We start from the raw sequence: 14,424 nt of genomic DNA, 5'->3' as shown, positions 1-14,424 counted from the left end.
AACTTAATGTTCTCTTGACTAATTCTCTACACTATGAAGTTTTCAAGGTTCTTGCTGCTTAACAAGCTTTGTTTGCACTCACTTGCGACAGCTATATTAGAATAGCAAAAGTTGAATAACTTGTCAATACTTTTTCGCAACTTTTTCAATTTATTTCATTATTATTTGCTTTTACTCTATAAGTCTGCAAATTTCTTGGAATAAAAACCGATTTATTCTGCATATATATATAGTAGCTTTCATTTTTATGTTCCCTCTTTTTTTGCAAATGTCTACTACATTAATTTACATTCTTTTAATTTTATATTTTAATACTTTATAAATTTAAAGCAATATTTATTCATCACTTTATCCTATTTGTTTATACATTTTTTGTATTTTTTCCTAAAATGCTTTTTTCACATTCTAATTTATCATGCTTTTAATGGTCTAATTTTGAATTATTTGCAAAGATTTTATCAAAAATTAACTACCATATTTTTTTATATGTATGCATGAATTTACATGCATATTCTTCCTTGACAATGTTTGATTACTCTCCTATAATGGAATTGTGAGAGTTGCGAAAATTTTCACACTATTTATCATTTTTATCATTTATTTTTTATTTATTTTAAGGAGGAATTATATTATGGGTAGAAAAATACCTATGTGGCAATGTGTTGTCACGATGCTCTTTACTTTAATTGCCTTAGCCTATTCTTTAGGAATGCTAGGGAAAGTATTCGGTCCGGCTTTTGCCTGTGACTATGGCTTAGTACATATTCCACTAATCTGTTCTGCAATATTCGCAGCAATAATCGCAATTATAAATGGGTATAAATGGTCATTCTTGGAAGCTGGAATACTTGCTTCCATTAATCGATCCATGCAGGCAATGCTTATTCTTTTAACTGTAGGTCTTCTAATTGGTTCATGGATTGCTGGTGGTGTTGTACCAGCTATGATCTATTATGGCTTAAAGATTTTAAGCCCTGGAATCTTCCTACTTGCATCTTGCCTCTTATGCTGTATCGTTTCTCTTGCAACAGGCTCTTCTTGGACTACAGCTGGAACTATCGGTATTGCACTAATCGGTATTGGCAAGGGTTTAGGTATGGATCCTGCTATGGTAGCAGGTGCAATTGTATCCGGTGCTTATTTTGGTGATAAAATGTCTCCTCTTTCAGATACTACAAACTTAGCTCCTGCTATGGCTGGTGCAACTTTATTCGATCACATCAGACATATGGTATGGACAGTTACACCTTCACTCGTGCTAGCTTTAATAATCTATGGAATTCTTGGTATGGGCAAGGCTGGTCAAACCGTTGATATGTCTGTTGTTAATGCATTACAGGAAGGACTTAAAGGCAACTTCAACATTAATTTGGCTTTATTAATCCCACCTATCGTGGTAATTGCAATAGTAGCTTTAAGATTACCTGCTCTACCCGGACTTATGGGTGGTATCATACTTGGTTGCTTATTTGGTTCCATTTTTCAAGGTGTTTCCTTAGCCGATTGGCCAGGCATTCTCCACAATGGATTTAAATTTGCAAATCCTGATGCTGTTATGCCTGACTTAGTTTCTCTTCTTGAAAAGGGCGGTATGGCTTCCATGTTGCAAACTATTAATCTGATCATCTGTGCAATGTGCTTTGGCGGTATTATGGATGCTTCAGGGATGCTTGCTACTATGGCTCAAGCATTACTCAAAGCTGCAAAAAACACTGGTTCATTAATTACAGTTACTATTTTCAGTTGTATTTTTATGAATGTTATAGCTGGTGACCAATACTTAGCTATCGTACTTCCTGGAAGAATGTACAAAGAAGCTTTTGAAGACAGAAAGCTTGCTCCTAAAAATCTTTCCAGAGCTTTAGAAGACTCAGGTACAATCACTTCTTGTTTAGTTCCTTGGAACACTTGCGGTGCTGCAATGTCTACATTCTTAGGCGTACCGACTGCATCTTATGGCAGATATGCATTCTTAAATATCATCAACCCATTAGTATCTATCTTCTATGGTTTCACTGGTATATCAATGGAAAAAATGACAGATGAACACTATGCAAAGATTATAGAAGAAAGAGAAGCTGAAAAGGCTGCTGCTTTAAAGGCTTTAGAAGCATAAACCTTTCAAAAACAAATTTTAGGGTGCTTACCACAAGCACCCTGTTTTTTATTTTACTTCTATACCAAATTATAATTCAGTGCATACTTTTAATTCATGTACAATCTCATCTATATTGATTATTTCAATTTTATCTGTGAGGTTTTGAAAAGCACTGCAGACCGTAATAAGATAACATTTTTCTAATTTAAATTGATTAAAATAACATTTACTTTCCAAGGCGTTTATACTCACCTGGATATTTCCATTCTTACTAAAATTAGTCTCAATTATATCTAGAGGTATATTCATACCTCTTCCATCAGCTTTAATATAACTCTCTTTCGTAGTCCAGACTTTATAGAAATAATTTTGCTTTGTTACGTCATCTAATTGTTCAAATTTATTATATTCCTTTTCAGTCATAAACTGTTTGGCAACACTAAAATCAATTATTTTGACTTCTTCTATATCAATCCCTACAGGAGAAGTCTCATTCATTACACATATTACCCATTCTCCAGAATGAGAAATATTATAATATATATTAGAGTTCATTAAATAAGGTTTTCCATATTCATTTGTTTTAAACAGAAGCTTATCATTAGGTATTCCAAAATTTCTATGTATCATACTTCTTATCAAAACATCTGATAATAAGCTTCTTTGAAAATCTTCCCACCTTCGATATCTACTAATTCTTATACTTTTTTCTTTAGAAATGAAATTCATTAAATAATGTAGCTTATCCTTTTCATTTTCCTGTATTAGTTTAATCCCGTATATCTTCATCACATTTTATCGCATAAATACTCCTTTCCTAAAATTCTTTTTGTATTATTGAGATTACAAATTATCCAAACAGACTATCTAAATCATCTTGGTCAACTTGAACCGTATCAAAATCTGATGGGGTAAAATGTACTTCTTTTATTCCGGCTGTATAATTGATTAGTTCTTTCAAATTTTCCCATACAAGATTCTGAAAACTGTTAATTGTTTTTTCTTTATACGCCAATCCATTATAATTCATTTCAAATTCAAGTACTCCGTTTACTATCATGGAATTTATGTCAATTTGAGCGGTCATATTGTTTTCACGAGAAAAATCATTACCAGTATTACCGCTATAATAAAAGTATTTTTCTGAATTGATAACATTATCAAAGTCTCCAAGATAGTTAAACCTTATTGGTACAATTTTCTCCTCATCTTCAAAACAGCCATTAATGTATTTTAATACAGGATAACCATTACCAGTAACAGGTATCTCTCTCAGCTGCTGCTTGACTTCTTTAATCTGTTTTTCTAAACCCTCTTCAGATAAATCTAACCTAAACGGATATATCGAAGTAAACCAGCCTATTGTTCTACTTACATTAACTTCATCTAAAAATCTTCCGTGGCTTTCCAGTTCAATTTTAATAATTTTATTTTGTGTCCATACCTTAATTGCTTTGACCAGTGCACATACTAAAAGTTCCTGGATTGTTGTATTATATGGCCTGTTTGCTTCATTTACCAGTTTTACGGTATACTCTGCATCTAAATAAAATTTACATTTTTTAATACAATCTATCGTCCAATTATTAGTTTTAATGTCTCTAGGCAGATCAAATACTGTTTGCTGTACTGAATTCCAGTATTCTATCTGATCAGTAAGCTCACGGCTGTTTGAAAATTTTATCAAAGCATCATACCACTCTTTCTGCGAAGCTGTCTTTACAGGAAGGGGCTTATCATCAATCAGATTAAAAAAATCCTCTAGTAGTATTCTCCATGAAACACCATCTATTATCATATGATGTGCGGTTATTATAAGTAGCTGAGATTTAGCCCCCCTGTCAATCAGCACAGCCCTGATAAGCAGTCCGTTATATATATCTAGACATGATTTTACAGTATTTCCTATCCTCTCTATCTCTTGATATTGTTCTTGACTTCCAAATGCGGATATGTCATAGTAAGCTGTTTCAAAAGACTTATTCAAATGCATATTATTATAGAATAAATTATTTTTATCAGAATTATAATTAAGTCTTAATCCATCATGATGTCTTATCAATATATCAAACGCACTATTTAATTTTTTTATATCCATTATTTCTTTCAGCCCTAATACTACAGTCTGATTATAATGATTAGTATTTTGAAATTTTCTATTAATAAACCATCTCTGTATTGGTATTAGTTCTACATTACCCTCCAGTATGCCTTGCTCATATATTTTTTCGTTACTGCACCATTTTATTTGACTACACAATCCTGATATTGTTTGATATGTAAGAATATCTTTTACATTTATATCCATTCCTTTTTGATTTAGCTTTGAAATAATTTGGATTGCTTTTATGGAATCCCCTCCAAGCGAAAAATAATTGTCTGTAACACCAATCTTGTCAATTTTCAATACTTCTTCCCATACCGAAACCATTATTTTTTCTACTTCATCTATGGGTTCTGTATACTCCCTATCAGCAATAATATTTTCCAGTGAGTTTTGTAAGGCTTTTTTATCTGTTTTACCATTAGATGTCAAAGGTATATGATTAAGCCAGATAAAATAAGAGGGTACCATATATTCCGGTAATTCTTTTATGATAAATTTCCTTAACTCTTCTGACTTTAGTATTTTATCTGAAACATAATATCCGCACAGATATTTACTTCCGTCATCATCTTCTTTTGCCATAACCAGCGCCTGATTAATCTCTTGATGCTCCAGCAATCTTTTTTCTATTTCAGCAGTTTCGATTCTATAACCTCTTACTTTTACCTGGTCATCATTTCTCCCAATAAACACTACGTTACCATTTGTAAGATGTTTTGCCAAATCTCCTGTTCTGTACATTCTTTTTCCATAAATAAATGGATTTGAAATAAATTTCTCCGCAGTAAGCTCTGCTTTTCCCAAATACCCTCTTGCCACGCCATCTCCGGATATATACATTTCTCCTACTGTGTTCACCGGAACAGGATGCAAATTCTTATCCAGCAGATATATCTGCACATTATCTGCCGGTACTCCTATAGGTACGGCTAATTCTATATCACTTGTATAGTCATACTGGTATATCATACAGCCAACAGTAGCCTCAGTTGGTCCATATTCATTATATATTTCAATATTGCCCCCAAAGCTTTCATATACTTCTTTTGCCGTCTGTGTATCTAGTTGTTCACCACCCACTATAAGGCGTTTAATTCCAAGATCCTTATTATTCCTGTTCTTTATCACCTTTAAATGTGCAGGTGTAAGTTTTACTACTCCTACTTTATTTTCCTCAAAGACCTTTTCTATTAATAGCTGTTTATCATCTTCATCATATATGACGATACTATTACCTGTTATTAATGGCACATACATAGAGGTTACAGTCAGATCAAACGAAATAGTTGTATATAGCGGCAAAGCCAGGATCTCATTCTTCACATAATTTTTTGCCGCCCACCATATGTAATTAATAACGGATCTGTGTTCAAGCATTGTGCCCTTTGGTTTACCTGTACTTCCCGATGTATAGATTACGTAAGCCAAGTCACCAGAATGATTGATACATTTAAGATTACTGTTATCTTGTCTGAGTAGTTCCTCGTTATTTACATTGATAACATTTCCCTCATATTTTAATGGTGTATTTTGATCATGCTCTACCAACAACCAAATTATTCCGCTGTCTTTTAATATATATTTAATTCTGTCCTTAGGATATGCCATATCTATAGGCAGATATGCCCCTCCAGCTTTTAAGACTGCAAAAACTGTAATGATAAAATTTATGCTTCTATCCATGACGATACCTGCTATATCTTCTCTGCCAAATCCCTGACTCCTTAAATAATTTGCAAGCTGATTGCTTCTCTGGTTCAGTTGTCTGTATGTAATTTTAACATCATTATATATAAGTGCTATATTATCGGGAGTTCTTTCTGCTTGCTCTTCAAGCAATTTTTGAAGTGTTTTATCTTTTGGATATTCTGTCTGAGTCTCATTGCAATCATAAATAAGTTCTTTTTTTTGTTCTTCAGACATCATTGAGATCTCAGATAGCTTAATCTCTGGGTTGTTGAGAATCTCTTCTAAAATAGTCATATAGTGCTGTCCCATTGTTTCTACAGTGTCCCGGTCCAGTATATTGGAGCAATACTCCCATTCAAATAATATACCATTATTGGTTTCTTCTGCAAAAAGAGTCAGGTCGAACTTAGATATTTTACTCAAATAAGGATATTTTTCTATGATAAGTTCATTTTCCTTAATCTGGGAAATATCCATATTCTGCAATACAAACATGGTATCAAACAGTGGATTTCTGCTTGTATCCCTTTTTAATTGAAGCTTTTCAACCAGTCTCTCAAATGGATAATCCTGATTGTCAAAAGCTGTAAACACTTTATCCTTTACCTCTGCAAGGAAATGACTAAAGCTTTTACCCCCTTCAGGATAATTTCTCAAAGCTAATGTATTGACGAACATACCTGTTACATATTCCACGTCAGGGTGTGTTCTCCCGGAAACCGGACTTCCTACTACAATGTCTTCCTGCTGTGTATATTTACTCATTAAAACATAGTAAGCTGTCAGAAGTAAAATATACAGGCTGCAGCCTTTTTGTTTCGCAAGTTTATTTAGTCTGTTATTGGCATCCTTATGGAGTTTCAGATATATTCTATCTCCCTGGAAACCTTGAAGTAATGGTCTTTTCCGATGTTGGAGAAGCCTGATAATCGGAACTTCTTCCTCCTGAAATTCTTTAAGCCAAAAGCTTTCTTGTTTCTTTATTATTTCTGAAGCACCTATACTGTTCTGCCATTCTGCATAATCCTTATATTGAATGGCAGGTCTTATCTTTTGTTTCCCGTTATATATATCAAAAATATCTTTCATCAGCAAGACTACTGAACTTCCATCGCAAATTATGTGATGTATATTAACAACTAATATATGGATATCCTCTTCAATCTCTAAGAGCAAAGTGTTTAAAAGGGGAGATTTTTTTAAATTAAATGGTTTTACAAAATTATCTATTATCTCATTAATTTCATGCTTTCCTTGCTGCAATTTTTGGTATTCTATTTCAAAGTCTACCTTTTCGCATATTTTTTGTACTGGTTCACCATTTATTTCTTCAAAATAGGTACGAAGAATTTCATGCATTTCTATAACTGATTTAAAAGCATTATTCAGTTTTTCCTTATTCAACTTCCCATTTAACTTTAAAGCTTGTACGATATTATAATGAGTTCTGTTTTCGTCTAATTTAGACATTATATATATCATCTTTTGCTGACTGGAAAGTTTATAATATTCTTTGTTTCCTAATTTATGAATAGGTTCATATGGCTTTTTATCCTCCCTATTCAAGCAAACTGCTAATTCTTTGATATTAGTGATTTCAAACATTCTTTTTAATGAAACATTTACGCCCAGTTGTTTTTGTGTTTTTGCAGCTATATAAGCTGCTTTTAAAGAGTTTCCTCCACATTCAAAAAAATTATCATATACCCCTATATTCTTTACATTTAAGACTTCTGTCCAAATGTCTATCAACTTTTTTTCAATCTCATTAGATGGCTCTGTTACTATTTTTTCTCCATTTCTTTTTTGAATCATACTATCAAGTTTTTGTATAACTTCTTTATATAATCCTTCTTCATATTCTTTCTTCAATTTATATCTTTGAAGTTTCCCACTTGTAGTTTTAGGAATATCTTTAACAGGTATAATACTATTAACTTCAAGTTCTGTTTTCCTGCTTATCTGTTTTTTTAAACCCTCTGAAATAGGTACAAAATCTTCTAAAGATCCATTATGAATTACAAAAGCCGTAACCTCTTCTCTTTGAGTAAATTCATTAAAAATACCACAAACTGCAATGTTTCCCAAGTCTATTCCATATGCATCCTGTGCTATCTTTTCTATATCATGAGGATAATAGTTTTGTCCATTTATAAAAATAATATCTTTTGCTCTTCCTGTTATTATTAGTCGTCCGTCTCTAAAAAAGCCCAAATCTCCAGTATCAAGCCATCCATCTATTGTCTTTACTTCTTCCGTTGCTTTTTTATTATTATAGTAGCCATTTGTTACATTATTACCCTTAATATGAACATATCCTACTATCTTCTCTCCTACTATTTGATTATGCTCATTGCATATTCTTACATCACATCCAGTTATGGGATAGCCCAAGTCTACAAACTTAATACTATTATCAGCTTTTGATGATATCTCTCTGATTGCACTTCCAATGCTCAGGGTATGCCTATCTATAGAAATGCTTCTTAAGCCTTCATTTATTGGTGGAAAAGAAACTCCAAGGCTAGCTTCTGCCAATCCATATACCGGAAATGATACTGATGATTTTAACTTCCATTTTGATGCTACATCATAAAATTCTTTGCTCAATTCCGTAGAAATTGGCTCTGCTCCATTAAATATTAATCTTACACAAGATAAATCCCAATCTTTCTGCATATCATTATTATAAAAATTTATAAAATGCCTATACCCAAAGTTTGGTGATGCCAGTAGAGAAACTTTATACTGGCTGGCTTTTTCAAACCATATCAATGGATTTCTTATGTATGTTTCTGTCTCCATTAAATACTGATTTATACCTGCCGCTAACGGGCACATATGTAATCCAATCAGCCCCAAATCATGTGTTAAAGGTACCCAGTTCAAGGCAGAATCACTATTGGTCACTTGTGCCCCTTTTAATATCCCATATATATTGGATAGCAAATTTCCATGAGTCAATACCACCCCTTTTGGCTCATCAGTAGAGCCCGATGAAAACTGAATAAAGGCAATGTCATCGTGGAGGGATTCTTGAAGGACTCCTTTTTTCTTATCATCTGTACAGCTATCAATAAATATTGATTTAATCATCATCTTATTTAACGTATCCTGCAATTCTTTTGTCTCTTGCTTCTTAGCTAATAATGCTTCTGCAATTTCTTTGTTTATCAGTAAGTTGGGGTGATTGAGTATCTTCCATATTTTAATTAATTTTAATAGATGTTCTTCATTTGTCCCAATAACCACCGGTACAGGTATAAATCTGCCCATTATACATGCCCAGAAAGCAATTATAAAATCTTGTTGATTATCAAGCTGAAAGATTAACTCGTCTTGAGGTTTTATTCCTTCTTTCTGTAAATAAAACAATAGCGACAATGCTCTCTGATATATCTGAGAATACGAAAGGAATAAATCATCACTTGAACTATTTATAAATGTAATTCCATTCCCATTATTCATAGCATTTCTTAATGGTTCAACAAGATTTTTATATTCACATATTCTATCATTAATCTCCATTAGGTCCTCCATTTAATATCACAGTGTATTATTTATTATATTAACAATATTTTCAGTGTTATCATTAATAAAAAAGTGCCCACCATCTAGCATTATTATTTTACATTGCCCATTTGTATGATTTCTCCATTCAACTATATCATTAAGTGTTAAGTCATCTTTTTTACCATTTAAAACAGTTATGTCGCAGTTTAATTTATTTTTTTTATCTTGATAACAATAATTTTCTATTATTTTAAAATCTGCTCTTAACAGTGGCAAAAAAAATTCAACTAATTCAGCATTTTCCAATATTTCTTTCGGCGTACCACCTAATTTTAAAACCTCGTTTTTGAATTCTTCATCAGGTAGGAAATAAGTCTTCTTATCTTTTGAAGCTACATTTGGTGCTCTATGTCCAGAAAAAAATACGTGTTTTGGTATGATTCCAAGTCTCTCCTGAAATCTAAGTACTAATTCATAAGCAATAATACTTCCCATACTATGACCGTAGAAGGCAAATTCTATATTTTTAATTTGATCCTTCATAATATTATAGATATCCTCTATTGCATCATCTAGCGTCTCATAAAAGGGTTCTTCATACCTTCTACCTCTACCAGCTAATTCTAGTGGGCATAATTCAATATATTTTTCTAAACTTTTTCTCCAATTGAAATAGATGTTAGCATTCCCTCCTGCATATGGTAAACAAAATAATCTAATTTTTCTCATATGTTACCTCTTTAATTTCTCCCATTTCCATCTTTATCACTTTATCCGCCGTATTAAAATAACCATCATCATGTGTTATTGCAATAACGGTCTTACCTTTTTTCTTAAGTTCTGGTAAAATTTGGTTATAAAATATCCGTCTGAATTCAGGATCCTGATCTGCTGCCCATTCATCAAACAAATAAATTGGACGGTCTTCTAAATAGCTTATCATTAATGCAATTCTTTTTCGCTGTCCTGTAGAAAGCTTGGTTGTACTAAGTTCCCCATTTGATATTGTCAGCTTGTTTTCAATCCTAAATCGTTTCATTTTATTTCTTATTTCTTCCACCTTATGCTTCCAGTCTATTCCATAAAGTTTATTAAAAAGATAATAATCACTAAATATAGCTGAATAATATTTCCCTAACCCTTCCTCATTTACCGCTGCACCATTTATAAATACTTTACCTTTATCTGGTCTATAAAGCCCAGTTATCAGTTTAGCTAAAGTAGATTTTCCACTACCATTTCCTCCGGTAATAAAAGTAATTTCTCCTGGTTTAAAGCTACAATTAACTGGGCCAACTTTGAATTCCAAATCATCACAATTCTTATAACTGTATTCAATATCTTTAAGCTCTATACAGACATTTTTAATTTGTTCACATTCTCTTTCTTCAGGCTTTACCTTAAATTCAGAAAGATATTTTTCCAACCCTTTTATCCTTTTCCAGCTTATTTTTACGTGCATTACTTCTGGTATAGAATCAAGAATACCATGTATAGGACCTGTCATATATAAAAAGATAAATACATATTGAATAAGCTCTGATCCTTCTATTTCCTTAAAAAGTAGCGGAAACAGGAATACAACTGCACCAATAACAAATGTGAATAATAATTCGCCTATTACAAACACATTTGCAAATTTAAAGTTTCCGTCTATGTTTTTATCACGATAAGTTCTACAGCTTTCTAATATGTCATTATTAAATCCTTCTCTTTTACTTCTATTCAAACTTAATTCCTTAAATCCATAAGCAAGATCATTTATATATCTTATAAACAAACTCTGATTATCCCTTACTTTATCCCAAAGCTTTTCTGCAGAAATGCCTACAAAATAATACATTGTCAATGCCAAAGCTGCAATAACTATAGAAACTAAAACTCCCCATAAATTAACCATACCTAAATATATAAAACAACAGATTAATGTAACACTATTTGCAACTGCGGTTATAATTATGTTTGCAAAAGTACTTATAATTTCTGTATCATTATTAAGACATGCTATCAAATCCCCTTTTTCCAAATTTTCAATGTCTTGATAGCTTGTCTTCTGTATACGTTCTATTAGGTTTACTCTCTTCTTATACACTATGTTATTTGTAACAGTGATAAGCTTTAATCTTACAATCCGCTGTCCTAACACATAAATAACAATACCTATAATGAAATAAAATAGTAAACCAACATCCAAATGTTTATCATCAGGGTCAAACTGACTTAATACCAAATTTATTATAAATATGATTAGTGCATTACCAAATCCGCTTAATACACTTAGTGTTATTACAGAAAAAAATGATTTATCATCATCCCTTGGAAATATACGATTCAAGTAATAATAAACAGTGAAAATACTTCCTGCACTAAAAATCAAACATAAAGATACTATAATACTCTGCGGAGCCCATACCTTTATAAAATTCCACGGCAGACCATCAAACAATATCCAAGGTATCATATACAAAGAAGAGGCATGGATTGTAATTGTTGCAGCTATTTTTAATAAAGCCCAAAATACATTTATTCTAGCTCCTGCTAATCTTCTATTTTTACAAACTATTTGATATAGTATATTTAGTAAATAATACAAACTGGTTATTAAAAACGGTATAGAAATACAAATAATAGCCACTGCAATATAGTCTAAACTTCTATACATATCCTTAGTTTTTTGTTTTGGAGTATTTCCAAGCATTATATCCATAACGCCTCTTGCAATTGTTCCTGCATAACTGGAATTCATATTACATAAAACTGCAACTCCCAGCTGTTCCTCCGGTCTAAATATAACATAGGAGGAATAGTTTGGATTTTCTCCCCCATGGGAATACTCTCCTCCACCTTTTTGATATACTATCCACCCTCCACCATATGAACCTCCATCAGAGTCTGGTGGAACTGTTCTATCAGGCATATGGGCTTTTTCTATAGCCTTTCCTAAAGAATTATCTGCCTGGTGTATATTAATTTGTTGTTTAAGCCACGTTGCCATATCTTTCCCATTTGTAATGATATAGCCTGCGGGAACATTCCCTCTATATTGAGGTGCTTTATACAAGAGGCTTCTTCCATAACCTATTTTATATCCTTCTATTATTCTCTTTTCCAGTTCTGGCTGCCGTCCTGCAAAGGTATTATTAAGTCCTAATGGCAAAAATACTTCATTCCTCATAAAATTTTCAAATGATTGTCTTGACACTTTTTCTATTACCAAGCCCAACACATCATAGTTAATGGTAGCATAAGAAAACCTGTCTCCTGGATTTGATTCAAGCTCTTTTCCAACCAAAAGCTCAACCGTCTTTTTTAAAGCATCCGGCTGGTTTGAAACAGGTATATCTCCTATCGTATTGGACGAGATTCCACTTGTATGATGTAAAAGTTGTTCTATTTTTATATGAGCAGGCTTTCCTTTATACGTCATAATAAACCCGGGCAGATATTTATCAACAGGAGCATTCAAATCTATTAAGCTCTCTTCTTCCAGTTTTAAAATTCCTAATGCAGTATAAGCTTTACTTGTGGATCCCAGTTCAAACAAGGTATTATCGGACACATTTCCAAATCCTTTACTGTAAATTGTTTTATTGCCATTAACAACCACAACAAACATATCCGGTATCTTACTCTTTTTATATTGTTTTTGAATAAATGCCTCGCAATTTTTACCGACATTCTGGCTTAAAAATTTGGAATAAGTGTCTGCATAGACAGAACATTCACATATCAATGAAAAAATAATAAATAAGCTGATTACTCTAATACCCCTCATAATATACCTCTTATATTTTTTAATAATTGTACTTTAAGCCAGATTAAATGGGATTATTAAATCCCATTTAATCGTTTATCAAATTCCTTTGAAAACATACTAATATCAGGCTGCTGAAAAATTGAAAAATGATTTCCCTCAATATCAACAATGCTTTTTAGGTTTTTACAATACTTTAACCATTTCCCAACATCGTTAATGTGGCTATCTTTTGCTCTAAAATATACAACTTCAGCTTTTATCATATCTACTGGCATATACAATACTGTTGCTCTGTCAAGAGACCTTATTAAATTCACTTTGTTGATTATATTGATATATTCCCCATCAGAATACTCAGATGCAAAAGGTATATAGCTATTCATAAAGTTGGCAACTTCGTCCACATTATATTTATGCTCTTCTAAATATTTTGTGATTTTATACCATATTGCTTCTATCTCATCCAAACTTTGTATTTTATCTCTAATTTTTGTTTCTATAGCTAACTTATTAATAAAATCTTTTTCTGACTCTACTGTAAATCCTTTAAATTTATTCCAATTTTGAATACCTTGCTTTGAATCCCCTGGAGCATCTGCATCAAACAGCCAAAGTTTTTCCACTTCCTCTCCATTCTTTTCCAATTGTGTTGCTAGCTCAAATGCAATGCTACCTCCTGTACTCCAACCACCCAAATGATAGGAACCATTAGGTTGAATATTCTTAATTTTCTCCATGTAACAACTTGCAATTTCTTCTATTCTTAGATTTTCAGGAGCAAGTCCCTTTATATTTTTTGCTCTTATCCCCCAATAATTAAAATCCGATGTGAGATTATTACATAAATGGGAGTACGCTAAAATATCACCGCTTACATCATGTATTAGGAAAAGGTTTTCTGCTGAAATGCTTCCTTTTTTAATAAGCACTACACTTTCATCCGTTAGATCATACTTTAATGGAATATCTTTATTTAAATAATCTGCAAGCGCTTTTATTGTAGGAGTCTTAAATACTTCTCTTAATGGAAGATCTACCTTTAACACTTTTTTCACCTTTAACGCAAGTAATGAAACCTTTAATGAATGTCCTCCAAGTTGAAAGAAATTATCATTTATCCCTATTTTCTCTACCTTTAATATATCCTGCCATAGCTCTGCCAGCTTCTTTTCCGTCTCATTTCTTGGTGCTTCATATTCTTCTCTCGTATTAATATGTCCTTCTGGTCTTGGTAATGCTTTTCTATCAACCTTTCCATTT

At 32.3% G+C, this 14,424-nt stretch carries 6 protein-coding genes; 1 reads left to right on the top strand and 5 read right to left on the bottom strand.

What is annotated here, in order from left to right:
• Positions 1–631 precede the first annotated feature (631 nt).
• Positions 632–2,116 carry a Na+/H+ antiporter NhaC gene (gene nhaC / locus RTW14_RS18540; protein WP_312654288.1) on the top strand — a complete coding sequence of 495 codons (1,485 nt, stop codon included), beginning with the start codon at positions 632–634 and terminating at the stop codon, positions 2,114–2,116.
• A 69-nt stretch (positions 2,117–2,185) separates the two neighbouring features.
• Here the strand turns inward: nhaC and RTW14_RS18535 are convergent, their stop codons facing one another.
• From RTW14_RS18535 to RTW14_RS18515, 5 genes are all read right to left on the bottom strand, one after another.
• Positions 2,186–2,887, bottom strand: coding sequence for a 4'-phosphopantetheinyl transferase family protein (locus RTW14_RS18535; protein WP_312654286.1), 702 nt, complete (start codon positions 2,885–2,887; stop codon positions 2,186–2,188).
• Positions 2,888–2,948: 61 nt separating this feature from the next.
• Positions 2,949–9,422 (bottom strand): non-ribosomal peptide synthetase, encoded by a 6,474-nt coding sequence (locus RTW14_RS18530; RefSeq protein WP_312654284.1) that lies wholly within the window; start codon positions 9,420–9,422, stop codon positions 2,949–2,951.
• A gap of 18 nt (positions 9,423–9,440) precedes the next feature.
• A complete protein-coding gene (locus tag RTW14_RS18525) occupies positions 9,441–10,136 on the bottom strand; it encodes a thioesterase II family protein (RefSeq protein ID WP_312654282.1) in 696 nt (231 codons plus the stop codon).
• Entirely contained in the window at positions 10,123–13,182 is a 3,060-nt protein-coding gene (locus RTW14_RS18520; protein ID WP_312654280.1) for a cyclic peptide export ABC transporter, read from the bottom strand. The genes RTW14_RS18525 and RTW14_RS18520 overlap by 14 nt, the downstream gene beginning before the upstream one ends.
• Before the next feature lie 56 nt (positions 13,183–13,238).
• Positions 13,239–14,424 (bottom strand): thioesterase domain-containing protein (locus RTW14_RS18515; protein ID WP_312654278.1); only part of this gene is annotated, 1,186 nt, incomplete at its 5' end.

This window comes from Aminipila sp. (genome assembly GCF_032051575.1).
Lineage (GTDB): Bacteria > Bacillota > Clostridia > Peptostreptococcales > Anaerovoracaceae > Aminipila.
The sequence above is the reverse complement of the archived record's forward strand: the minus strand, read 5'-3'. Positions and strand labels throughout refer to the sequence as shown.